This is a genomic window from Sphingopyxis sp. BE259, from assembly GCF_031457495.1.
GTDB lineage: Bacteria > Pseudomonadota > Alphaproteobacteria > Sphingomonadales > Sphingomonadaceae > Sphingopyxis.
The window spans coordinates 1577677-1600334 of sequence record NZ_JAVDWM010000001.1 but is presented as its reverse complement, the minus strand read 5'-3'; the positions used below and the strand labels follow the sequence as shown (position 1 = coordinate 1600334).

Annotated in this window: 19 protein-coding genes, 1 tRNA gene and 1 pseudogene; 4 read left to right on the top strand and 17 right to left on the bottom strand. The window is 64.2% G+C overall.

Translation table 11 applies throughout. From position 1 onward, the window contains the following. The gene (locus J2X44_RS07800) at positions 1-918 is read right to left on the bottom strand and encodes a fumarylacetoacetate hydrolase family protein (RefSeq protein ID WP_310088951.1); all 918 of its coding nucleotides are present in this window, start codon (positions 916-918) and stop codon (positions 1-3) included. 153 nt (positions 919-1071) lie between these two features. Further along, the gene (locus J2X44_RS07795) at positions 1072-1899 is read right to left on the bottom strand and encodes a sulfite exporter TauE/SafE family protein (protein WP_310088950.1); all 828 of its coding nucleotides are present in this window, start codon (positions 1897-1899) and stop codon (positions 1072-1074) included. Positions 1900-2084: 185 nt separating this feature from the next. On the opposite strand from J2X44_RS07795, the gene J2X44_RS07790 reads away from it, so the two are divergent. Together J2X44_RS07790 and J2X44_RS07785 are read left to right on the top strand one after the other, a co-directional pair. After that, complete coding sequence (locus J2X44_RS07790; protein WP_310088949.1) at positions 2085-2888, top strand: aspartate dehydrogenase; 804 nt, start codon at positions 2085-2087, stop codon at positions 2886-2888. Positions 2889-2900: 12 nt separating this feature from the next. Beyond that, positions 2901-3347: a VOC family protein gene (locus J2X44_RS07785; protein ID WP_137752370.1), complete on the top strand. Its 447-nt coding sequence runs from the start codon at positions 2901-2903 to the stop codon at positions 3345-3347. An 86-nt stretch (positions 3348-3433) separates the two neighbouring features. On the opposite strand, the gene J2X44_RS07780 is transcribed toward J2X44_RS07785, so the two are convergent. Then, positions 3434-4450 carry an amidohydrolase family protein gene (locus tag J2X44_RS07780; RefSeq protein ID WP_310088948.1) on the bottom strand — a complete coding sequence of 339 codons (1017 nt, stop codon included), beginning with the start codon at positions 4448-4450 and terminating at the stop codon, positions 3434-3436. A 161-nt stretch (positions 4451-4611) separates the two neighbouring features. Between J2X44_RS07780 and J2X44_RS07775 the strand changes: the two genes are divergently transcribed. Continuing rightward, entirely contained in the window at positions 4612-5604 is a 993-nt protein-coding gene (locus tag J2X44_RS07775; RefSeq protein WP_310088947.1) for a LysR family transcriptional regulator, read from the top strand. Here the strand turns inward: J2X44_RS07775 and J2X44_RS07770 are convergent. The 8 genes from J2X44_RS07770 to J2X44_RS07735 form a co-directional block, all read right to left on the bottom strand. Continuing rightward, on the bottom strand, positions 5556-6947 hold the full coding sequence (locus J2X44_RS07770; protein WP_310088946.1) for an amino acid permease: 1392 nt from the start codon (positions 6945-6947) through the stop codon (positions 5556-5558). The two genes, J2X44_RS07775 and J2X44_RS07770, sit on opposite strands and share 49 nt — an antisense overlap. 17 nt (positions 6948-6964) lie before the next feature. Further along, positions 6965-8236: a kynureninase gene (kynU, locus tag J2X44_RS07765; RefSeq protein WP_310088945.1), complete on the bottom strand. Its 1272-nt coding sequence runs from the start codon at positions 8234-8236 to the stop codon at positions 6965-6967. Beyond that, positions 8226-9668, bottom strand: coding sequence for an aldehyde dehydrogenase family protein (locus J2X44_RS07760; protein WP_310088944.1), 1443 nt, complete (start codon positions 9666-9668; stop codon positions 8226-8228). Before J2X44_RS07760 ends, kynU begins: the two co-directional genes overlap by 11 nt. Then, on the bottom strand, positions 9665-11293 hold the full coding sequence (locus J2X44_RS07755) for a thiamine pyrophosphate-binding protein (RefSeq protein ID WP_310088942.1): 1629 nt from the start codon (positions 11291-11293) through the stop codon (positions 9665-9667). The genes J2X44_RS07760 and J2X44_RS07755 overlap by 4 nt, the downstream gene beginning before the upstream one ends. Before the next feature lie 111 nt (positions 11294-11404). Further along, positions 11405-12088, bottom strand: coding sequence for a fumarylacetoacetate hydrolase family protein (locus J2X44_RS07750; protein WP_310249239.1), 684 nt, complete (start codon positions 12086-12088; stop codon positions 11405-11407). Positions 12089-12104: 16 nt separating this feature from the next. Beyond that, a complete protein-coding gene (locus tag J2X44_RS07745; protein WP_310088940.1) occupies positions 12105-13022 on the bottom strand; it encodes a hypothetical protein in 918 nt (305 codons plus the stop codon). Between the two features lie 23 nt (positions 13023-13045). After that, positions 13046-14803 carry a hypothetical protein gene (locus J2X44_RS07740; RefSeq protein WP_310088939.1) on the bottom strand — a complete coding sequence of 586 codons (1758 nt, stop codon included), beginning with the start codon at positions 14801-14803 and terminating at the stop codon, positions 13046-13048. Positions 14804-14852: 49 nt separating this feature from the next. Continuing rightward, a complete protein-coding gene (locus tag J2X44_RS07735; RefSeq protein WP_310088938.1) occupies positions 14853-17234 on the bottom strand; it encodes a TonB-dependent receptor in 2382 nt (793 codons plus the stop codon). 402 nt (positions 17235-17636) lie between these two features. Here J2X44_RS07735 and J2X44_RS07730 point away from each other — a divergent pair. Next, a pseudogene (locus tag J2X44_RS07730) lies at positions 17637-17969 on the top strand (hypothetical protein); the annotation flags it as partial. Here the strand turns inward: J2X44_RS07730 and J2X44_RS07725 are convergent. The 6 genes from J2X44_RS07725 to fabF all read right to left on the bottom strand — a co-directional run bounded on the left by J2X44_RS07725 (position 17964) and on the right by fabF (position 22529). Beyond that, positions 17964-18040: transfer RNA gene (locus J2X44_RS07725), tRNA-Met, on the bottom strand. The pseudogene J2X44_RS07730 and the gene J2X44_RS07725 sit on opposite strands and share 6 nt — an antisense overlap. Before the next feature lie 61 nt (positions 18041-18101). Next, a complete protein-coding gene (locus tag J2X44_RS07720) occupies positions 18102-18587 on the bottom strand; it encodes a 2'-5' RNA ligase family protein (protein WP_310089359.1) in 486 nt (161 codons plus the stop codon). 72 nt (positions 18588-18659) lie between these two features. Then, positions 18660-19220 (bottom strand): redoxin family protein, encoded by a 561-nt coding sequence (locus tag J2X44_RS07715; protein ID WP_310088936.1) that lies wholly within the window; start codon positions 19218-19220, stop codon positions 18660-18662. A 103-nt stretch (positions 19221-19323) separates the two neighbouring features. Further along, positions 19324-20073, bottom strand: a complete 750-nt coding sequence (locus tag J2X44_RS07710) for an alpha/beta hydrolase (RefSeq protein ID WP_310088935.1) — start codon at positions 20071-20073, stop codon at positions 19324-19326. A 130-nt stretch (positions 20074-20203) separates the two neighbouring features. Further along, entirely contained in the window at positions 20204-21142 is a 939-nt protein-coding gene (mltG, locus tag J2X44_RS07705) for an endolytic transglycosylase MltG (RefSeq protein ID WP_405053399.1), read from the bottom strand. 127 nt (positions 21143-21269) lie between these two features. After that, positions 21270-22529: a beta-ketoacyl-ACP synthase II gene (gene fabF, locus J2X44_RS07700; protein WP_310088933.1), complete on the bottom strand. Its 1260-nt coding sequence runs from the start codon at positions 22527-22529 to the stop codon at positions 21270-21272. Positions 22530-22658: the final 129 nt, after the last annotated feature.

Here is a 22658-nt window from a genome sequence, read left to right as displayed (position 1 = left end):
TCATGCTTCTTTCGGCAGGTGCGGGGCAGCGACCGGGTTGGCGAGTTCGCCGATCCCGTCAATCCACGCGGTCATCACGTCGCCGTCCTGCAGAAAGACCCCGCGCCCCATGCCGACCCCGGCGGGGGTGCCCGACGCGATCAGGTCGCCTGCGCGCAGTTCGAGGATCGTCGAAAGATAGGCGATCTGTTCGTAGATGTTGAAGATCATCTCGGACGTGTTGCCGTCCTGCATCGTCGCGCCGTTGACCTTCAGCCCCAAGCGGATGGTGTGCGGATCGTCCAGGCAATCGCGCGGGACGAACACCGGGCCAAGCGGGGTGAAGCTGTCGAAACTCTTGCCGCGGAACCAGTCGTGCGAGAAGGGAAAGTCGCTGCGCCGGGTGCGGTCGCGCGCCGACACGTCGTTGACGATTGTATAGCCCGCGATCATGGCGTGCGCGTCGGCCACCGCGACATTCTTGCCCGACCGGCCAAGCACGACGCCAAGTTCGACCTCCCAATCGGGGCGTGCAACCTGCGGCGGGACGACGACGGTATCGCCTGGCCCGACGACGCTCTCGATCGTCTTCAGAAAGATATAGGGTTCGCTGTCGGCCTTGGCAGCGAGCTTGGTCTGCATTTCTTCGGCATGTTCGATGAAGTTCGAGGCGGCGGCAAAGATGCGGCGCGGCTCGAACGGCGCGGCGAGCTTCGGCGCTGCGATCGCACCCGATACGCCGCCGAGCGCCCGGGCGAGCGCGAACAGCGCGTCACGCCGGGCGTCCCAGTCGCGAATGATGGCGGACACGTCGCCAGCGACGGCGGCAAAGCCATGCGCGGCGGCGGCATCGTGGAGGTCGTGAAAGGCGTCGCCGACCTGAATCACAGGACGCGGGCCATCGGCTCCGGCGCGGGTGGCAAGGGCGAACCAGGTCATGCGGCGATCTTTCTTTTGAGGGGAATGAGCGAAAGTGGGAGCGGTGCAGCCGAGCGCCATGGCGCCCCCGATCTGCGCGAGCGCGGTGCGGCGATCCAACATGCGTTGCGTGGCGAATGCGCCGATCGTGTTGCGGGCGACGGACATCGCATCTTATCCGAACGCCCGGACCAGCATCCGCACCGCGACAACGGTCAGGAACAGTCCGAACATCAGGCTCAGCTGGCGCTTCGACAGCGCGTGCGCGATCCGGGCGCCCCACGGCGCGGTCAGATAGGACACCGGCGCGATGATCGCGAAGCCGATCAGATTGACATAGCCCAAGCTGCCCGGCGGCAGATCCTCGACGGTCCAGCCGGTGACGATGAATGCCGCCGTCGCCGGGACGCTGATCAGCAAGCCGAACAGCGCCGCGGTCCCAACCGCGCGGTGGATCGGAACATTGAACAGCGTCATCACGGGGACGCTGAGGGTGCCGCCGCCGATCCCCATCATGCTGGAAATGCCGCCGATGCCAAAGGGGATGAGCTGCCCGACGGGTCCGCCGGGAACCGCGTCGGCGATATGCTTGCCCTCCAGCGGCAGCAGCATCTTGATCGCAACGATCAGCGCGACAATCCCGAACACCGCCGACAGCATGTCGCCGCTGACGCGCGATGCGAGCAGGACGCCCGCAATCGCGCCGAGAAAAATGGCAACGCCCCAGCGCTTCAGCTGATCGCGATCGACGGCACCCTTGGCATGGTGCGCGCGCGATGACGAGATTGCGGTCGGGATGATCGTCGCGAGCGAGGTCGCGACCGCGACATGCATCCGCACCGTGCTATCGACGTCGAGCGCCGCCAGCACCAGGTCGAGCACCGGAACGATGACGATCCCGCCGCCAACGCCCAGCATCCCGGCAATCACGCCGCCGACCGCTCCGGTCAGCAGCATCATCGCCGCCAGCGTCAGCAGATCAGGATTCAAAAGCGACTGCATCGGGTCCCCCGCAAGTTCGATGCTGCTTGTGCGGGTTGATCGATATGCAGTCAAAGATAGAAACCGGGTGCATCTATAATCAAAAATGCATAGCTCGGGCACAACGTCCTCTATATCGTTTCAGCGATAGCAACGCGGCCAATGGATATTATCCTATATAGCAGAGACGCCGTAGCGCGGTCGCCATGATCAAGATTGGCATCGCCGGGTTCGGCACCATCGGCCGCGTCGTTGCGCGCCATATCGAAGCCAGCGCGTTGCCGCTGAACCTGGCCGCGGTGTCGGCGGGCGATCCGGCCCGCGCGGCCGCGGCGATGGTGCAGCTGCGTGCGCCTGTCCCAATCGTCGACACCGACGCGCTGGTGGCGCTGTCCGACGTCATCGTCGACAGCGCCCCAACGGCCGCTTTCCGTGATATTGCCACCGCCACGCTGCGCGCTGGCAAGACGCTGGTGACGGTCAGCGGCGCGGCGCTGATGCAATGGCCCGAAGCAGTCGAGATCGCCCGCGACCATGGCGGACGCATCGTTCTGGCCACCGGTGCGCTGCTCGGGCTCGATGCGGTGCGCGCCGCCGCGATCGGCACGATCCATTCGGTGAGGATGGTGACGCGCAAACCGGTGAAGTCGCTGGTCAAGGCCGAACATGTCGTGCGCAACCGGATCGACCTCACCGACCTGACCGAACCGCTGAAAATCTTTGCGGGCAGCGCGCTCGAAGGCGCGATGGCGTTTCCGGCCAACGTCAACGTCGCCGCGGCGCTGGGTATGGCGGGCATCGGTCCGGCACTGACGCGGCTCGAAATCTGGGCCGACCCCGCGCTTGAACGCAATACCCACCGCATCATCGTCGATTCCGACAGCGCGCGGTTCGAACTGATAATCGAAAACATCCCTACCGACGAGAACCCCGGCACCGGCCGGATCACCGCGCAAAGCATCGTCGCGGCGCTGAACGATCTCGTCAGCCCCATCCGTATCGGAACCTAGAAAGGCCCAACTATGACCACCCGCCTACGCCATGTGGCGATCGCATCCGCCGACCCCGACAATTCGGTCGGCTTTTTCACCGATGTCCTCGGCTGGACGCTCGCGGGCAAAATCGACAGCCGCAACGCCCGCGGCTATTATGTCACCGACGGCCACATCAATATCGCGCTGCTCTGTTTCAAAAACCGTCCCGCCGCAGGGATGGAATTTCCCGAAGGCTATACCGGACTGCATCACATCGGTTTCCAGTGCGACGACATCGCGGCGGTCGTCGAGCGCTTTGAAAATTCGGGTTACGCCCCGCGCCACGACGTCAATCTGGCGCAGGGACTGGGCAAGAACCCGGCCAAGGACAATGCGGAATACAAGATGACCGGCCCCGAAAATGTCATGGTCGATGTGTCCGAACGCGGCTGGGCGGGCACCGAGAGCTTTCAGGGCGCGCCCAAGGCACCCTGACCGCTGGCGCTCCCGCGACAAAGAATGGCGGCCGGAGTATCGCTCCGGCCGCCTTTTTATGTCCGCAATCGGCGGATGGGCTCGCGCTACAAACCCAGAAAGGCCTTGGCATTGCCGCTGAGGATCTTCGCCTTCTGCGCGGGGCTCAGCCCGTCATGCCCCTGCACCAGTGAACCGATATCCTGTTCGCCAAGCGGGAACGGATGGTCCGACCCGAGCAGCACCCGGTCCTCGCCCATCACATCGACCAACAGGCTGAGCGCCCGCGGGTCGAACACCGCGGAATCGACGAAGAAGCGATCGACATAGCTCGACGGCGGATTGGGACAATCGACGCGCACGATGTCGCGATGCTTCCACGCATTTTCGACGCGGCCGAGCAGAAACGCGAAACTGCCGCCGCCATGGCCAAAACAGATACGCAGGTTCCTGGGCAGGCGCTCGAACGCGCCTGACAGGATCAGCGACAGGATCGACAGCTGCGTTTCGGCGGGCATCGCGACCAGCCACGGCAGCATATATTTGGGCATCCGTTCGCGCGCCATCATGTCCCACGGATGGATCAGCACCGCGGCGCCGACGTCGGCACAATGCGCCAAAAGGGTCAAAATGCCGGCGTCGTCGAGGTTGCGCAGCCCCATATGGTTGCCGATCTGCACCCCCAGATGCCCCGCCGCAACCGCGCGGCTGACTTCCGCGCACGACAGGTCGATGTCTTGCAGCGGCACCTGTGCCAAGGCCTTCATCCGGCCCGGCGCATGGTTGCAAAAGGCCAGCGCGGCGTCGTTGAAACGCTGCGCGCATTCCAGCGCCTTCGCCGCCGGGCGGCTATAGCCGAACATGATCGGGGTGGCGCAGATGATCTGCAAGTCGATACCCTGCGCGTCGAGCGCCTCGACCCGCCGCGCCGGATCCCACAAAATGTCGTCGACCGGACGAAATTCGCTCGCGCCCTGCATGATGAAACCTTGGCCCTTACCGGCATCGTGCAGCCATGGCAGGCCTTCGGTTTCGGCCCGGCTGCGGTAGGCGGCGTCCATCAACGGAAAGAAATGGCTGTGCATGTCGATGACCGCCATTTTTTGTGAAGCCTCTTTGGTCATGACTGTCGCCGCATCCCCGTTAGTCGCCCTGCCCGTGCGCCGATCTGGGCGCAGGCCATGACCTTGGGTAACGAGGCTTAGCTATCAACAATAATCCCGAGACTTGCCCTCGCTATTATAAAATGGCTATATCTGAGCCAAACCGGCGCCAGAGGGTCAAGATGCCAAAGTTCCACGAAAATTTTCTGCTGAGTCGGCTGAAATTGCGCCAGCTCCGCCTCCTGACCGCCATCGCCGACGAAGGCACGGTGCTGAAAGGATCGCAGGCGCTGAACATCGCTCAGCCCGCCGCGACGAAGAGCATCAAGGAGCTGGAAGACGCGCTGGGGGTCCAATTGTTCGACCGCTCCTCGCGCGGGGTGACGCCGACCGATTTCGGCCGGGTGATGATCAAACATGCCAAGCTGATCCTGACCCAGCTGCGCCATGCCGGTGAAGAATTGCAATCGCTCGAGGAAGGCCTGTCCGGCCGCGTCCATGTCGGCACCCTCCTCGCCGCATCGACGTCGCTGCTGCCGCGCGCGTTGGCGCGGCTGCGCGAACGGCGTCCCGGGATCGCGGTGACCGTCGACGAGGGCACGATCGACCGCCTGATGCCTGGGCTGCGCACCGGCGACATCGATGTCGTCCTGGGCCGTCTGCCCGAATATCGCGAGCGCGACGGACTGCAACAGGAGGTGCTGTATCGCGACACCGTGTCGATCATGGTGCGCGAGGGACACCCGCTGACCCTGCGCAGCGGCCTGACGCTCGCCGACCTGATCGACCAGGCGTGGGTGATGCCGCCGCCGCAGACGTCATTGCGCCGCCAGGTCGATCACGCGTTTCGCCACGAAGGGCTGGAGCCGCCGCACGACGTCATCGAATCGGTGTCGATCCTGACCAATCATGCGCTGCTGATGAACACCGACATGCTGGCGACCATGCCGCATCAGGTGGGCATGGGTCAGGCAGGGCTGACGGCGCTGCCCGTCATATTGGAGGGCGCCAATTCGCGTATCGGGGCGACCACCCATGCGCATGGCGAGCTATCCGCGGCGGCAAGCTATTTCATGGCCATCGTCCACGAAATCGCCGCCGAAATCCGCGCCGAGCTGGGGCAGGATCAGGATGCGGCCGACGATCCCGCAGCCACCCGCCGCCAGACGAAATAGGCCAAGGTCACCACCATCAACCACGGCACCCCGGCGATCACCGCCGTCTGCCAAAAATCGCTGTCGAGCGCCATCGTCACCGCAATCGCGGCGAGCAGCGCCAGCCCCACGATCTGGGCATAAGGGAAGAACGGCATTTGCACCGGCAGATTGGCGGCCTTGTGCTGACGCCGGAACCGCAGGTGGCTGACCAGGATCGTGCTCCACACCAGCAGCCCGCCAAACAGGGTGATCCCGAACAGATAATTATACGCCAGCGGGGTCAGGATCGACACCGACGCCGCCGCGAGGATGCACACGCCGGTGAGCAACGTCGCGCGCATCGGCACCTTTTGCGCATTCAGCTCGCCCAGCACGCGCGGCGCATAACCGCCGCGCGCCAGCGAAAACAGCATGCGCGATCCCATATAGATGCTGGTGTTCATCGCCGACAGCGCCGCCGACGCGACGACGAAGTTCATCACCCCCGCCGCATAGGGAATGCCGGCGCTGGCGAACATCTTCACGAACGGGCTTTCGGTGACGACCTTGGCGCCGGACTCGGTCCACGGCAGAAAGGCAATGATGATGAACAGCGCGAGGATGTAGAACAGGAACAATCGCGCCGCCATCGTGCGCAGCGCTGCGGGGATCGCAGTCTTTGGATCCTTTGCCTCGCTGGCGGTGCCGACGACAAACTCCAGCCCCATGAAGGAAAACAGCGCCATCAGCACCGCCATCCACACCCCCGAAAAGCCGTTGGGGAAAAAGCCGCCGGCGAGGCCGGTGACATTGTGCAGCCCGACCGGGTCGCCAACGATGCCGAAAATGCGCGACAGGCCGACCATGATGAACCCGACGATCGCCGACACCTTGATCACGGTCAGCCAATATTCGACCGACCCGAAATTGTGCACCGCGCGGGTGTTGACCCACACGACAACCGCGGCGCTGCCGACCGCCCACATCCACACCGGCGTGTCGGGGTACCACCAGCTCATATAGATGCCGACCGCAACCGCCTCGCTGCCGATTAGCAGCACCTGCTGGATCCAGTAGGTATAGCGGACGATAAAGCCCATCATCGGGCCCAGATAGATTTCGGCATAGGTGCCAAACGATCCGGCGGTCGGGTGGACGACCGCCATTTCGGAGAGGCTGAACACCATGATCACCGCGATCAGCGCCGCGATCGCATAGCTGACCAGCACGCCGGGACCGGCATAGCCGATCGCGATGCCCGACCCCATGAACAGCCCGGTGCCGATCGCGCCGCCCAGGCCGATCATGATGATCTGCGCCTTGGTCAAGCCGCGCTCAAGCCCGCCCTCGCGGTCCACCAACGCCTGTTCGTCCATCGCCATTCCCCCTCGTCCTTCGGTCATGTGACGGCGTCGCGCGCCTGATGTTCGGGCCGTTTCCAGATGCCCGCATCCATGATCGTCACCAGCCGGTCGACGGCATCCCACACATCGGCATAGCCGACGTAGAGCGGCGTAAAGCCAAAGCGCACCGTGTCGGGGGCACGGAAATCACCGATCACTCCGGCGGCGATCAACGCCCGCATGATCGGATAACCATCGGCATGGGCGAACGACACCTGGCTGCCGCGCGCCGCGGCCGCACGCGGCGAGGCCAGCGTAAAGCCATGTCCGGCACACCGCTGCTCGACCAGGCGGATGAACAGGTCGGTCAGTGCCATCGACTTGGTGCGGATTGCCGCCATGTCGGCCTGTAAATGAATATCGAGCCCGGTTTCGACGAGCGCCATCGACAGGATCGGCTGGGTGCCGATCAGAAACTGGCGCAGCCCCGGCTCCGGGCGGTACCCGGCTTCGAAAGCAAAGGGCGCGGCATGGCCCCACCAGCCGGTGACGGGCTGCAACGCCTGTCCCTGATGTCGTTTGGCCGCGAACAAGAATGCGGGCGAACCGGGACCGCCATTCAGATATTTATAGGTGCAGCCGACCGCAAAATCGGCATTGCAGCCGTTCAGATCGACCGGCATTGCTCCCGCACTGTGGCACAGATCCCAGATCGCGAGCGCCCCCGCGGCATGGGCGCGCGCGGTGATCGCCGCCATGTCGTGGATATGGCCGCTCTTGTAATGGACATGCGTGATCGCAACCGCGACGGTATTTTCGTCGATCGCGTCCGCGATCTCGTCCTTCTCGCACAGGCGCACGGTCACGCGCCCGCCGGTCGCCGCGGCGACACCTTCGGCGATATAATTATTGGTCGGGAAATTGCTGCCCTCGAGAATCAGGACGCTGCGATCGGGCCGCATCGCGACCGCCGCCGACAAGACCTTGAACAGATTCTGGCTGGTCGAATCGCAAACGATGACTTCGCCCGCGTCAGCCCCTATCAGCGGCGCGAGCTTGTCGCCCAGCCGCACCGGCAGATCGAACCAACCGGCGCTGTTCCAGCTCTTGATCAGGTCGGTGCCCCATTCGTGCGTCACGACCGCCTGCGCCCGCGCGCTTGCCGCTTTGGGCATCGCGCCCAGCGAATTGCCGTCGAGATAGATCATCCCGTCGGGCAGCACAAAATGGCCCCGCATCGGCGCCAGCGCGTCGGCGCGGTCCATCGCCTCGCACCAACCGCGGTCGGGCGACTCGGGGATTTTGATCGTGGCGGCATCAAGCGTCATGGAAACATATCACCTTTGTCTGGGACATTTCGCGCATCGCAAAGCGCACGCCTTCACGCCCCATATTTCCCCTTCCCGCGCCGCCGAACGGCATCGCGTCGAGCCGGTAGTCGGTCGAATCATTGATCATCACCCCGGCGACCCGCAAGCGCCGCGCCGCATGGCGCGCATGACGGATCGATTCGGTAAAGATCGCTGCGTGGATGGCATAATCGGCGCGGTTGGCGACGTCGATGGCGGCGTCAAGGTCGGTAAAGCGAAACAGGCTGGCAACCGGGCCAAAGGCTTCGTGACAGGCGACCCGCGCATCATCGGCGACATTCGCAAGCAGGGTCGGGCGCACCAGCGTTCCGGCCCGCTCGCCGCCCGCCAGCAGGCTCGCCCCCTCGGCCACTGCCTCGGCCGTCCACGCGACGATCCGTTCGGCCTGCTCGGCACAGATCATCGGCCCGACGTCGGTGGCGGGGTTGGTCGGATCGCCGACGTGCAGGCCTTGCACGCGGGCGACCAGCGCATCGCGAAAGGCGTCATGCACCGCATCATGGACATAGATCCGCTGCACCCCGATGCAATTCTGCCCCGCCGCACCAAAGGCACCCGCGACGCACGCATCGGCGGCGCGCGCAATGTCGGCATCATCCATCACGATCACCGGGCCATTGCCGCCAAGCTCCATCGCCAGCCGCTTGATCCCTGCCGCGCGCGTTATCGCCTGTCCGACGCTGGCGCCGCCGGTGAAGCTGACCATCGCAACATCGGGATGGCCGGTCAGCACGTCGCCGAAATCGCGGCCGCGGCCGGTCAGCAGCTGCAATGCATCGCCGGGCAGGCCCGCCGCGAGCAACAGCCGCGCGAGCATGACCGCGACCAACGGCGCCTGCTCGGCGGGTTTCAGCACCACCGCGTTGCCAGCGCCCAGCGCCGGGCCAAGTTTATGGCAGACCAGGTTAAGCGGATCGTTGAACGGCGTAATCGCGGCGATGACACCCAAGGGCTCGTGGACATAATAGCCCGACCGCGCCTCGCCGCCCGGAAAGCTGTCGAAGGCAATCGTCTCTCCCGCCAGCCGCGTTGCTTCCTCGGCCGACAGGCGCAGCGTATTGACCGCCCGCGCGACTTCGCGCGCGGCGCTGCGGATCGGCTTGCCGGTCTCGGCGGTGATCGCGGCGGCGAAGCGATCGGCATCGCGCTCGATCGCCGTCGCCGCATCGTGCAGGATACGCGCCCGCGCTCCGGTCGACAACGCGCGCATCGCTTCCGCACCCGCGACCGCGCTCGCCACCGCCCGATCGACATGCTCCACGTCGGCGCAGGCGACCTCGCCCAGCGCTTCCCCCGACCAAGGATTAACCACCTCCATCGTCGCGGTCGCCGCTTCCCAGCGACCATCAATCAACAACGACCGGCCGCTGTCGAGCGCAACATGCATCATGGCTTGTCCTTGCGCAGGACCAGACCGTCATATTCACGGCTGTCGAGCAGCGCCTCGACGATGACAGGCCCATTGGCGGCAAAGCCCGCCTCCAGCGCCGCGCGGAACTCCGCCGGATCGCGGGCGACGGTCACCGGAACCCCGAACAGCGACGGCCCGCCGATCGTCCCTTCGGTGCGCACCGGCGTGCCATAGATCGGGTTCGATTTCTTTTCCTGCTTGATGCGGATCAACGCGAGGTCGTTGTCGGTAAAGATAACGATGACGAGCGGCAGCTTTTCGCGCACCGCGGTCGCCAGTTCGCCCGCCGTCATCAGGAAACCGCCGTCGCCCAAGACGCAACAGACCGGCGTATCGGGGCGGCAGAGCTTGGCCGCGATCGCCGACGGCAGGCCAAAGCCCATCGCCGACCAGCCGTTCGACATGATCTGGGTTCCCGGCGCCGGGGTGCGCCAATGCTGGCCGATCAGATGGGTATGCGCCCCGACATCGCAGGTCATGATGCCCTCGCCCGGCAGCACGTCGCGCAGCACGTCGAGCGCGGCGCACGGTCCAAAGGCGCCCTCGCGTCCCGCCAGTTTCGCAAACATCGCGTCCTTGCGCGCAGCGAGCGCGGCCAGATCCCAATCCTTGGTATCGGCGGGCAGCGCGAGCAGCGCATCGAGCGTCGGCGCGATCCCCCCGACCGCGTCGGCGACGAGCGGATGCACGGCGGTATCGATATCGGCGGCCGCGATGTCGATGCTGGCAAGGGCAAGCCCGTCGCGCATCCAGCTTTCATAGTTGAACTCGATCGGGTCATAGCCAACCGCGACGACCAGATCGGCCTCGGCATGGGTCACGCCCACCATGTCGGATAGCGCGTGGAACAACACCCCGGCGTAATTGGGATGGGTTTCCTCCACCATGCCCTTGGCCATCGGCGTGAGCAGCACCGGCAGGCCGAAGCGTTCGGCCAGCGCCACGATCTGGTCCTGCACCCGCGCGTGAACAGCACCCAACCCGATAGCCAGCACCGGCTTGCGCGCCGCCGCGAAGGCCGAAACCAGCGCGGCAATGTCAGCGTCGCTGGCGGCAGAAATCGGATCGGCGGCAACCGGCGCAATCCGCGCTTCATCGACCGCGACCGCGCTCATCCCCTGCGGCAGCCCGACATGCACCGCACCGGGACGACCCGACAATGCGATCCGCGCCGCTGCGGCCAGCGTCTCGACCGCCGTGTCGGGTGCGATCCGCATCGTCGCTTTGGTCAGCGGCGCGAACAGCGCTTGATGATCGATGCCCATCTGGATCGTGCGATTGCGCCAGGGCGCAGGCATTTCGTCGGTCAGCGCGATCATCGGCGAACGATCGAGCGTCGCACCGCCGACGCCGGTGGCCAGATTGGTCGCGCCGGGTCCAAAGGTTCCGAAACAAACCCCGGGCACTCCGGTCAGACGTCCACAGACGTCGGCCATGAAGCCCGCGCCGCCTTCGTGACTGGCCAGAACGAAGTCGATGCCGTCGGTGGTGCGGATCGCCTCCATATAATCGACCCAGCCGCCGCTCGGCACGCCAAAGACATGGCGCACCCCCATATCGCGGAGCGCCGCACCGACATTGCGGGCCACATTGGTCGATTTCATGCGCGATCCTTCAAACAGAGCCACTCTCTGCAACCGGCCTAAGCGCGCGCGCCATAAACAAATAATACCGAATGGCCGTGTCGATATATTCCATAAGCTATATAGGCTGGGTCAGATGAAGCGGTTGGCAATGCTGCCGATGCCATCGATACCGCCCGCCACCCGGTCGCCCGCGACGATCCGGCCAACCCCCGCCGGGGTGCCAGTATAGATCAGATCGCCCGCGCTTAGTTCGACATAGGTCGACAGTTCGGCGATGATGTCCGCCACCGGCCAGATCATGTCGGCAATGTCGCCGTCCTGACGCGACTCGTCGTTGACCGACAACCAGATGCGCGCCGCGGCTGGATGGCCGACCTCGGCCACCGGGCGGATCGGCGACAGCACCGCGCTACGGTCGAACCCCTTCGCCATGTCCCACGGCCGCCCGCTCGCCTTGGCATCGGCCTGCAAGTCGCGGCGGGTCAGGTCGTTGCCGACTGCATAGCCGAACACCGCCGCCAGTGCGTCATCCGCGCCGATATTGGTGCCGCCGCCGCCCAGCGCCACGACCAGCTCGATCTCGTGATGCAGGTTGGCGGTGCGCGGCGGCATCGCGATATCAGCGGTCCCCGCAATGACCGCATCGGCGGGTTTGGAAAAGAAAAAGGGCGGTTCGCGGTCGGGATCGCCGCCCATTTCGCGGGCATGATCGGCGTAATTCTTGCCGACGCAAAAGATGCGCCGGACCGGAAACCGCTGATCACTCCCGGCAACTGCGGCGGTCGGGTGATCGATCGGGAAAACGGAATTCATATGGCCCCCGTGTTGTTCAGACCGGCGGATAGAGCACCGCGCGGCACTTGCCCAGATCGGCGCCGTCGATGCCGCTTTGCTTGTCGGCGTTCCACGGGCTGCCCATCTTGTCCTCGGGCCGATACCAAAAGCCGTAGAGCTTGTCGTTCGCCGCGACCAGCGTCGCCGCGCCGATGCTGCCTTCCTCGTTCGAGAACCAGGCAAGCCGCATGATCCGGCCGAATATGGTGCCGCGCAGCGTGCCGAGGCCGTTGTTGTAGCAGCCCAATATCTCATTACCGCGCTGGCGCAGCATGATCGGACCATATTCATGGCTATAGACGCCGCTGACGTCCGCCACCGCCGCGGCGCCGCGCTGTTCGACGTCACCGATGATCACGACATCGGACAAGCGCGTCGCGCCGCTGCCCGCCCAATTGCTGTCGATGCGCAGGCGCAGCCAGCGGGCGCGGCTTTCCTTCGGCAATTTGATGGTGGTCTGCGCATCGGCCCTGGCCTCGCCATCGACCAGCAGCGCGAACGGGCCGTCGGGTCCGGTTGTCGATCCAAGCAGCGCAAAGCGCCGCACCGGCGACCCTTCGGCGGTTTGCGACATTGACCCGTCCTCGCGCACCACGGGCTCGAACCGGCTGTCGATCACCACCGCATCGATCTTGCCGTTACCCGCAAGTTCGAAATTCAGCGTGTGCGGAAAGCGGATGCTCTTTTCGGAAAGCCAGCCATAGGCCGGGCCGCCATCGACCAGATTGATCGTATAGGTCGACCAATGCCGCTTTGCCTCGCCCGCTTCGGCCTCGGCGATACCGCCCCAGCTGATGTGCAGGATATTGTTGCCGGCCGGTTCGACCGCCTTTTCGGTCACCTTTTCCGCAGGCGCGCCCGAGCATCCGGCGAGGAGCAACGCTCCCGCCAACCCAATCTTCCATTCATGCATGGTTTCAGTCCTTCAAGATCGACCTAGCGGCGGTCGGGCCAGATTTTTTTCGGGGCAGCGAGACGCGGCTTGCCAAGCAGCGGGCTCGACAGCGCGTAGACGCCATTGACCGAAAAGGCCCAGATGATGTTGCGGTCATATTCGGTGAACACCGCAAAGGTCGAATTGCCGAACGTATATTCGGGCAGCTCGTCCTTGGTCGGGAAACGCGGGACGAAATAGCCCGAAATGCTGGGCCTGGCCGGATCCGTCACGTCGAAAATCTGGATCCCGGCGTTGTAGAACGCATAGATGGCCAGACCCTGGCGTCCGCCCTCGGGCTGCCCCAGCCCGCCCGACCGCTTCGGCCCGAAACTGCCGCGCCGCTGACAGAAATCGGTGAAGGACGCGCCCGGCGGCGGCACCGGACGCGGGAACTTTGCCGCGACCTTCGGATGCGCCGGATCGCGGACGTCGATCGAGAAAATATCCTTGAACGGCTCGTAACAATTCTCGTTCATCGGATAACCGTTCGAGAACACAAAGCCGGTGCGGTCATATTGGCTGACATCGACATTGTCGAACTCTGTACCCGCATAGCTGGGCGGTACGCTGAGGTGACCGAGCGTCTTTGGCTTGGCGGGATTGGCAAGGTCGAAGGTGTAAAAGCCCAGCCCGCCCATGCCGCCGAAACCGATCCGGCCGCCCGCCTCGATCGGCTTGGTCAGCACGATCGGATTGCGCGACCCCATCCAGCTGGTGCGGTTGCCCGCGCGCGGGTTGGCCAGGTAGGCCGCCTCGCTGACCTTGTCGCCCAGCCGCTGTCCCGGGACGCTGATCTGCGACACAAATTTGGGATCTGCGGGGTCTTCCATATCCCAGACCTGATAGCCGGGCGAATAGAGATAGTCGGGATATTCGGTCAGCGCGTAACTGTCGTCGGGCGCCGCCGACAACAGCATATATTTGCCGCCCCACCATGTCACCGCATCAAGCGCGCCCGATCCCTGCTGCTGGCCGATCGGCGCGTCGGGATGCTGATAGTCGGTGGTGCGCGTCGCGATCAGCTCCCACTTGTCCGGGGTCGGGCCGTTCATGACGAACACCTTGAAGCCCTTGAGCGAATTATAGTTGCGCTGCGCCGCGACCTTGTCCGGCTGGCGCAGCTTGTCGTCCATCAGGCCAAAGCGCCCGATCTCGTAGGACGCGACCAGCACATTGCGCTGAAACTTCTTGTTCCACGCGATGGTGACGCCGCCGAAATAGTCGGTGACCGCCGATGCGTCCCAATCCTCGCTGGAACCCTTGCGGCCCCACACGCCACCCTGTGACCACATGATTTTGGCCTGGCGCGGATCGGTCACGTCCATGATCCGCAGATAATCGCGGTCGTGGGTGTAAAGATACCGCTTGCCGCCGAAATCGACGACGCTGGCCCACGCATGCCAAGGCGACGTCACGCCGGGGTAGAAGCCGACCACCTCGACATTTTTGGCGTAGCTGTTCTGGTCCCAGTGATCGAGCTGGCCAGCGAAATTGGGCGCATTGGTGGTCAGCGGGGTCGCAACCGGGTGGCGGAATGCGCCGGTCGCCGGGTCCATGCCATAATCGGCGTCGGGCTTCGGCGGCGCTGGCGGGTTTTCCGGCGTCGCCTGATGCCACGCCTTCAGATAGGGATCGACGATGTTGACCGCGCCGGCGGGCGCCCCGCCCTCGCCGCTCGCCGCCGTCAGCGCGGTGGCATAGAGCAGCCCCGCGATGACTGCCGCGCCGCCGCCGATGATCCTCACTCCGCGTTTCATCGGCATTTCCCTGTTGTCTGAACCCAAGATAGCATGACCCCGGCGCGGCCTAAAAGCGGAACCGGGCCGTCACGCCATAGGTGCGCGGCGGGATGTAGGTGCCATAGATCGTCCCGAACAGCGCCAGCTTGCTCGTGTAATTCAGCTCGTTGGTCAGGTTCTTGGCCCAGGCGGTCACTTCCCACTTGCTGTCAACATCGCGCACCCCGATCCGCGCATTGAGCAATATCTCGCTGTCGAATTTGAGCAGCGGCGAGTTCGGATTGTCGAAGAAATTGGCGCCGGTATACTGGAAATCGCTGCCCGCGAGCAGGACGATCGTTTCGCTGACCGGCTGGTCGAAATTGGCCGAGACACCGAACGCATGTTTGGGGGTGCGGCGACAGCTGTTGCCGTCGAGGTCCGTGCCATCGTCGTCGATGATCAGCTCGCCGGTAAAATTGCACCGCGAATAGGCATAGTTGCCCGATACGCTGAAACTGTCGGTCAGCCGCGCCTGGACATCGAGTTCAAGCCCGTAGGCGCGGGTGCCGTTCGCAGCATTGAACACGAAATTGTCGGGCGGCAGGCCCGGACCGGGCGACAGGAACTGGTTGGTCTGGAGATTGTCGTATGTCGTATAATAGCCCGCCGCATTGATGAAGACGCGCCGGTCGGCGAGCGCCAGCTTCGCGCCCAGCTCAAAACTGTCGGCGGTTTCGGGCTCGAACGACACCAAAGCCTCGGCCGGGGTATTGGCATCTTCGCCGGTCCAGCCGCCCGGCTTGTAGCCTTTGGCATAGCGGGCATAGAGCGTGACGTCGTTGTTCGGTTCGAAGCGCAGCGTCGCGCTGGGCAGCCAAGCGTCCCAGCTGCGCTTGTCGGTGACGGTGAAGTTTACCGGTGCACCTTCGAACGATTCCCCCGACCGGTTGTTCGAATAGCTTTTGCGGTCATAGGCATAGCGCAGCCCGGCGTCGAAGGTCAGCTGGTCGGTCAGGCTGTAGCTGACTTCGCCGAACACCCCGATATTGTCGTTCTTCGACGTGGTCACGGTGTGGTTCGACCCGGGGAACGGCGATGCGGGGGTGCCGCCAAAGGCCATGGCGAAAGCGAATTCCGTGATCGCCTGGAAATCGGGGAACAGGAAGTTCACATCCTCGGCGCGGCGGATATTTTCGCGCAGATAATAAACCCCGCCTTCCAGCCGCAGCGGCCCGCCATCATCCCAGCGCAGCCGCAGTTCCTGCGAAAACTGCTTCACATCCTCGGCCTTGCCGCTGTCGAAATAGCTGTCGGGGACGGTCGCCAGATAGGTATCGAGCCCCGCCACCATCGCCGGGGTGATGTCGGGCGCATTGGTGCCCGGATCGATCGGGAAGTTGAAGAACAGCCCCGACCCGTCCTCGCGCGCCGCAAGCGAGGAATCGCGATAGGCGGTCTGCGACGCGATGCTCAGATTGTCGCTCGCCTCCCAGTCGATCGAACCGCTGACCCCATACATGTCCGAATTCTGGTAGCCGGTAAAATTATGCGCGCCCTTGCGCGGGTCGGCATTTTTGAACGGGGCGTTGCGGTTGGGTAGGACGAAGCCGGGCAGGCTGGCGATCGGCGGCGCAAAAAAGCTGTTGTAGGTAACTTCGTTGCTGTCGCCGGGGACGATCACATCGACCCAGCGCGCGCCGTCGCGGTGCCGCGTGTAATCGGCGGACAGATTGATATCGAGCGTCGCCGAGGGCTGCCAGCGCAGCTGGGCGCGAACCGACTGAACATTCTGATCCTCTTCGTCGCCGCCGCGCGTGTTGATTGCATAGCCGTCGTGTTTGCGCGAACTGACCACCAGCCCCAGCCCCAGCGTGTCCGAAACCGGCCCACGCACCGAGGCCGCGACGTCGAGCTTGTCGTAATTGCCATAGGTCGCCTCGAAGCGGCCCTCGAAGGTGTCACCCGGCTTTTTGGTGACATAATTGATCAGTCCGCCGACGACGCTCTTGCCGAAACGCAGCGCCTGCGGCCCCTTCAGCACCTCGACGCGCTCGAGATCATAAAGATCGAGCAGAGACCCGGTGCCACGCGACAGATAGGCGCCATCGACGAAAATGCCGACCGCGCCATCGGCCCCCGCACCCTGAATATCCGACCCGATACCGCGGATGAACAATTCGGTATCGACCGCGCGCTCGGCGCTCAGCTTCAGGCCGGGGACGCGATAGGCGATTTCCGAAAAATCCTTGATCCCCGCCTGCTCCAGCGCGGCGCCACTGAACGCCTGGACCGAAATCGGCACGTCCTGTAGGCTTTCTTCGCGCTTGCGGGCGGTCACCACGATCTCGTCGCTCGCCGATGCTTCGACCGCCCCGTCAGGGGTCGCCTGTGCGTGGGCCACACCCGGCGCCGAAATGGCCGCCACTGTGACGAAAAGCGCCCCTCGCATGGTCCGAATTGATGTCATTGTCCGTCTCCCCCAGCGGCCGACCGCGCTTTTTCCTCGTCAAGGGAAAGCACTTCGTTCGGCCTGATTGATTAGCTGATTGGACGTTACTGGCGTTCATATATCTTTATAATAGATTATGCGTTTCCAGATATTCTTTTTGAATATATCGCAGCGCCATCTGACGGCAGTGGCCGCGACATCCCGTTGCAACAGGGCAATATTTCATTGCCGGTGGCATCGAAGCCACTTCTGGCTGAAAATGTCAAAAAGTGGACGTCGAGCGCGCGATCCGTTCGACAAAAAAGAAATCTGCTGGAAGATTTGTGCGCTGCAGCGTAAAGGCGCGGTGATGAGGATGGCGACCATAGATACCAGCGCGACGCGCGCCGCCACCATTTCGCATGGGCTGCGCCAGGCGAAGCGCTCGACTGGGACGCGCTGGCGAAGGCCGGAACCACCCTCGCTTTCTATATGGGCCGCAGCGCCGCCGACGCCATTTTGCGCGAGTTGATGGCAGCGGGGATGGCGGCAGACACCCCGGTACTCATCGTCTGCGACGTCAGCCTGCCCGGCAAAAAACAGCTGACGACGCGGCTCGACCTGCTGAGACTTGCGACGCGGGCACTCGCCGACAAGGCGCCGACGCTGATCCTGGTTGGCGAAGCGTTGCGCCAGCAAGCGCGCGCCGGACGCCATGAGCCGATCGCAAAGCCAGCAACAGGAAAATGTACCAATTATCGGAAGGCTTGGTAGCGGAGGAGGGACTCGAACCCCCGACACGCGGATTATGATTCCGCTGCTCTAACCAGCTGAGCTACTCCGCCCCGAAAGGCCGCCACATCGGGCGAGCAGCGCCTATAGGCAGGCCGCTGCTCCCGGTCAATATCATCCGCGCGGGGCGCGAAAATTCCGTGCGAAGGCCGCTTCCCAAGGGCCGCCGCGATAATGGTGCGCGGCCAGGCCCGCGATTGCCAGCGGGCGCGGCTGGAAATCGGCGGCGAGTTCGGCCAGCAGCGCGCGGGCCTCGCTGGCAGTCACCTTGTTCTGTACCGTGATGTGGAGCCGCGGTATCCCTTGGTCCTGCGCGGTCAGCATGCCGGTGAAATGCTCGGCGATGCGCTCGCGGATCGCCAGCAGCTCGGGGCTGTCGATCCGGTAGGCGACCCCCTTGCCGAGCGAATAGAGCTCGCGCAGCCGCGCCGCTGGCGGTGGGGTGTCGGCGGCGATGCGGCGGATCAGCCCATCGAGTTCGCCCAGCGCCGAGGGCGGCAGCTGATGAAACAGCGTGATATGCGCCGTCAGATAATTACGCTCGGGTGGAAAATGCGCGGCGCGAAGACCATCGAAATATCGCTGGTCCGCCGCACCCATCGTCGCAGTCACGATGATGGGTGCGGCGCCAGCGGCCCGATCGGGAGGGGGGATGGCCGGGCCGCTTGTGATTTAAGCCGCCTGCGCCAGCTTGCCCTGATACGGGTTTGCCTTCACCCATTCGAGCGCCTTTTCAGGGGTCGATTCGACATAGGGATCGGCGTCGGTGCCAACATCGTTGATGCCGGGTTCGACGAACATCTGGACGACGATGCCGTCATCGACGATCGCGGTATAGCGCCAGCTGCGCATGCCGAAACCGACGTGATCCTTGTTGATCAGCATGCCCATGCGGCGGGTGAAGGCGCCCGAGCCGTCGGGGACCATCTTGACGTTCTGAACGCCCAAGCTCTTGCCCCAGTTGTACATCACGAACGCGTCGTTGACGCTGATGCAATGAATGTCGGTAACGCCTTCGCTGACGAAATCGCCGTAGAGGCGCTCGAAACCCGGGCATTGTTCGTTCGAGCAAGTCGGCGTGTAGGCGCCGGGCAGGCCGAACAGGATGTGGCGGCCGGTACCAAAGGCTTCGCCGGTATCGACATCCTGCCAGCGGAACGGGTTCGGGCCATCGACGGCCTCGTCGCGGACGCGCGTCTTGAGGATCACGGCGGGAACGGGTTGATTGATCATGGGAGAGAATCCTTTCTGTGGGATTTTTGTGCGGCGCACCAAAAGCAGACCGGCGGGCGCAGGTCAAATCGAGTTGGCCGCTTATATTGATTGCGTCAGGCGATCAGAGCGGAGCCCAGAAGCGATGCAGCGCCGCTGCGACCTCTGCGGGTCGCTCGGCGATCGCCCAATGCCCTGCCCCGTCGATGACGGTGAGCGGGATGCCGATGTTCGCGCTGAAGCGCTGCGCCACCGACAGTTGCACATATGGGTCATCGGCGCCCCAGATCAACGCCCCCTGCGCAGGCAATTTCCCGATGTCACGCGCCCAGTCATGCTCGAAACTCAGCCCCTTGGCCGAACGATAGAGCTTCAAAATCGCGCGGCGCTTGTCCTTGTTTTCCCATTGCGCCGCCTCTTCGGCGGCGATGTCGGCGGGCATGCCCTGCACTGCCAGACCTTCGGCGAGTTTCGCAGGCTTGCTGAGCGCCATGAAGATTTCGCCAAGGACCGGCGTGTTCCAGATGCGGGCGACGCGGTGGCCGCGATAATCGGGGTCGATCACCGCGTTCGAGATCGCCCAGCTACGCAGCAGATCGGGACGCAGCATTGCGACGCGCTGCGCGATCAAGGCGCCCCAGTCGTGGCCGACGATGTCGATCGGGCCGTGGACGGCAAACAAGGCCTCGGCCTGTGCAATTGCCCAATCGGCATAGGCTTCCTTGGTCGCCGCGAACCCCGCGGGCAACGATGCCGTGAAGCCGGGCAGCGCGGGGACCGCGACGGGTGTGTCGCCAAGGTCGAGCTGGCCAAGCAGCGGGCGCCAGATCGCCGGGCTGTCCGGGACGCCGTGGAGGAAGAGTTTGGGGGTCATTATCATTCCTTCCCGTCGCCCCCGCACAGGCGGGGGCCGTCGTCGGTCTTGCTCCGACCCAACGGGGTAAACCGCCAGCGGCCGCGTTCAGAGGCACGTGACTCTGAAACGCCCTGCGCGGGGGCGACGATTATTCCATCTCCCCGCGGTCGCGGCGCAGCTGATACCATTTCTGCACATTGGCATTATGTTCGGACAGCGTGCGCGCAAAGATATGGCCGCCGTCGCCCTTGGCGACGAAGAACAGGTAATCGGTCGGCTCGGGATCGAGCACCGCCGCGATCGATGCCTTGCCCGGATTGGCGATCGGCCCCTTTGGCAGGCCGATCATGCTGTAGGTGTTGTAGTCGTTCACCGCCTGAATTTCGGAGCGCAGGATACGGCGGCCGAGCGGTTTGCCCTTGGTCAGGGGATAGATGATCGTCGGGTCGGCTTGCAGTTTCATGCCGACCGCAAGCCGGTTGGTATAGACGCCGGCGACGGTGCGGCGTTCGGCGGGGACGCCGGTTTCTTTCTCGACGATCGAGGCGAGCGTGATCGCTTCGTTGCGGTCCTTGGCGGCGGTACGCGGGGTGCGTTTGGTCCACAGTTCGTTGAAGGCCTTGTCCATCGCCGCCTGCATGCGCTTGACGACCGCGGCGCGGCTTTCGCCGGTGGTGAAGGCGTAGCTGTCGGGCAGGATGCTGCCCTCGGCGGGCACCGGGATCGTGCCAGTCAGCCGCTTTTCGGCCATCAGCCGGTCCCAGACCATGATCGACGGCATGCCTTCGGGGATCATCACCAGGCGCTGGATCGTCTTGCCCGACTGGAGCAGTTCCAAGATGTCGCCCGCGTCCATCCCGGCTTTCACTTCATACTCGCCAGGCTTGATCGGATCGTCGGAGGCAAAGAAGCGCGCTTCGTTGCGGAAGCTGGAGGCAGAGACCGCGCCCGCTTTTTCGAGAATTTCGCCCGCTTTGGCGATGCTGGCGCCCTGCGGAATCACAACGACCGTATCCGCGGGCGCACCGCCCGAGCAGGCTGCCAGCAGCAGGGCGAGGAAAGTGGCGAGGACTATGCGAGCCAAGATTCCGACCTCTATTCCTTCGTCACCCTGAACTTGTTTCAGGGTCCATGGCCCGCCTTTTCCATGGATGCAGCGCCTAACGCGAGCGCAGGCCATGGATGCTGAAACAAGTTCAGCATGACGGGGATATTTAGTCCAACGCCTTCACGATCACACTCGCGTTGGTGCCACCGAAGCCGAAGCTGTTGTTCAGCGCCGCCTTCACTTCGCGCTTTTTCGCTACGTGCGGAACCAGGTCGACGCCGTCGGTGCCCTCGTCAGGATTGTCGAGGTTGAGCGTTGGCGGGACGATCTGGTCGCGGATCGCCAGGATGCAAAAGATCGTCTCGACCGCGCCGGCGCCGCCGAGCAGATGGCCGATCGCCGATTTGGTCGAGCTCATCGACACATCGCCGATCGCGTTGCCGAACAACCGCTTGACCGCGCCAAGCTCGATCGTGTCGGCCATCGTCGACGTGCCGTGGGCGTTGATATAATCGATGTCCGACGGGGTCATCCCGGCCTTTTTCAGCGCCATTTCCATCGAGCGATACGCGCCCGAGCCTTCAGGATGCGGCGCGGTGACATGATAGGCGTCGCCCGACAGGCCATAACCGACGACCTCGGCATAAATCTTGGCGCCGCGCGCCTTGGCATGTTCATATTCCTCGAGCACGACAACGCCCGCGCCCTCGCCCATCACAAAGCCGTCGCGGTCCTTGTCATAGGGGCGGCTCGCCTGTTCGGGCCGGTCGTTATAGCTCATGTTGAGCGCCCGCGCCTGCGCGAAGCCCGCGATGCCGATCGGGCAGATCGTCGCCTCGGCGCCGCCCGCCAGCATGATGTCGGCATCATCGTCGCGGATCATCCGCGCCGCGTCGCCGATCGAATGGGCGCCGGTCGAACAGGCGGTAACGACGGCATGATTGGGGCCTTGCAGGCCGTATTTGATGCTGACCTGGCCTGAGATCAGGTTGATCAGGCGACCATGGACGAAATGCGGGCTGACGCGGCCCGGACCTTTTTCGGCGAGCAGCAGGCTCTCGCTTTCGATGCCCGGCAGACCGCCGATGCCCGACCCGATCGAGCAACCGGCGCGCAGCTTCTGCGCTTCGGTCATGTCTTCAAGCCCCGCATCCTCGATCGCCTGTCCGGCGGCGTCGATGCCATAGATGATGAACGGATCGACTTGGCGCTGCACCTTGTGATCGACACGTTTGCCGGGGTCGAAACCATATTCATGGTCGGGTCCCTTGACCTCGCACGCGATCGTGCATTTCTGGTCCGACGCGTCGAAATGGGTGATCGTCCCGGCGCCCGATTTGCCCGCGAGCAAATTGGCCCATGTGGTTTCCACATCGGCGCCCAGCGGCGTCACCAAACCCAATCCCGTCACCACAACGCGGCGCATAGTCATTCCTTTCGTCGGCCCCGCCCCAGCAGGTGCCCGCTTTATCTAGACCGGCGCGCGCCCAATAAAAAGGCTTCCCGGTCACAGCGCGCGGAGCGGCAGGACCGGGAAGCCGGAAACGCTGGGCAG

What these genes read in the sequence shown, in the direction of transcription:
- J2X44_RS07800 (WP_310088951.1), bottom strand. Translation starts at nt 918, where the DNA reads ATGACCTGGTTCGCCCTTGCCACCCGCGCCGGAGCCGATGGCCCGCGT.
- J2X44_RS07795 (WP_310088950.1), bottom strand. Translation starts at nt 1,899, where the DNA reads ATGCAGTCGCTTTTGAATCCTGATCTGCTGACGCTGGCGGCGATGATG.
- J2X44_RS07790 (WP_310088949.1), top strand. Translation starts at nt 2,085, where the DNA reads ATGATCAAGATTGGCATCGCCGGGTTCGGCACCATCGGCCGCGTCGTT.
- J2X44_RS07785 (WP_137752370.1), top strand. Translation starts at nt 2,901, where the DNA reads ATGACCACCCGCCTACGCCATGTGGCGATCGCATCCGCCGACCCCGAC.
- J2X44_RS07780 (WP_310088948.1), bottom strand. Translation starts at nt 4,450, where the DNA reads ATGACCAAAGAGGCTTCACAAAAAATGGCGGTCATCGACATGCACAGC.
- J2X44_RS07775 (WP_310088947.1), top strand. Translation starts at nt 4,612, where the DNA reads ATGCCAAAGTTCCACGAAAATTTTCTGCTGAGTCGGCTGAAATTGCGC.
- J2X44_RS07770 (WP_310088946.1), bottom strand. Translation starts at nt 6,947, where the DNA reads ATGGCGATGGACGAACAGGCGTTGGTGGACCGCGAGGGCGGGCTTGAG.
- kynU (WP_310088945.1), bottom strand. Translation starts at nt 8,236, where the DNA reads ATGACGCTTGATGCCGCCACGATCAAAATCCCCGAGTCGCCCGACCGC.
- J2X44_RS07760 (WP_310088944.1), bottom strand. Translation starts at nt 9,668, where the DNA reads ATGATGCATGTTGCGCTCGACAGCGGCCGGTCGTTGTTGATTGATGGT.
- J2X44_RS07755 (WP_310088942.1), bottom strand. Translation starts at nt 11,293, where the DNA reads ATGAAATCGACCAATGTGGCCCGCAATGTCGGTGCGGCGCTCCGCGAT.
- J2X44_RS07750 (WP_310249239.1), bottom strand. Translation starts at nt 12,088, where the DNA reads ATGAATTCCGTTTTCCCGATCGATCACCCGACCGCCGCAGTTGCCGGG.
- J2X44_RS07745 (WP_310088940.1), bottom strand. Translation starts at nt 13,022, where the DNA reads ATGCATGAATGGAAGATTGGGTTGGCGGGAGCGTTGCTCCTCGCCGGA.
- J2X44_RS07740 (WP_310088939.1), bottom strand. Translation starts at nt 14,803, where the DNA reads ATGAAACGCGGAGTGAGGATCATCGGCGGCGGCGCGGCAGTCATCGCG.
- J2X44_RS07735 (WP_310088938.1), bottom strand. Translation starts at nt 17,234, where the DNA reads ATGACATCAATTCGGACCATGCGAGGGGCGCTTTTCGTCACAGTGGCG.
- J2X44_RS07720 (WP_310089359.1), bottom strand. Translation starts at nt 18,587, where the DNA reads ATGGGTGCGGCGGACCAGCGATATTTCGATGGTCTTCGCGCCGCGCAT.
- J2X44_RS07715 (WP_310088936.1), bottom strand. Translation starts at nt 19,220, where the DNA reads ATGATCAATCAACCCGTTCCCGCCGTGATCCTCAAGACGCGCGTCCGC.
- J2X44_RS07710 (WP_310088935.1), bottom strand. Translation starts at nt 20,073, where the DNA reads ATGACCCCCAAACTCTTCCTCCACGGCGTCCCGGACAGCCCGGCGATC.
- fabF (WP_310088933.1), bottom strand. Translation starts at nt 22,529, where the DNA reads ATGCGCCGCGTTGTGGTGACGGGATTGGGTTTGGTGACGCCGCTGGGC.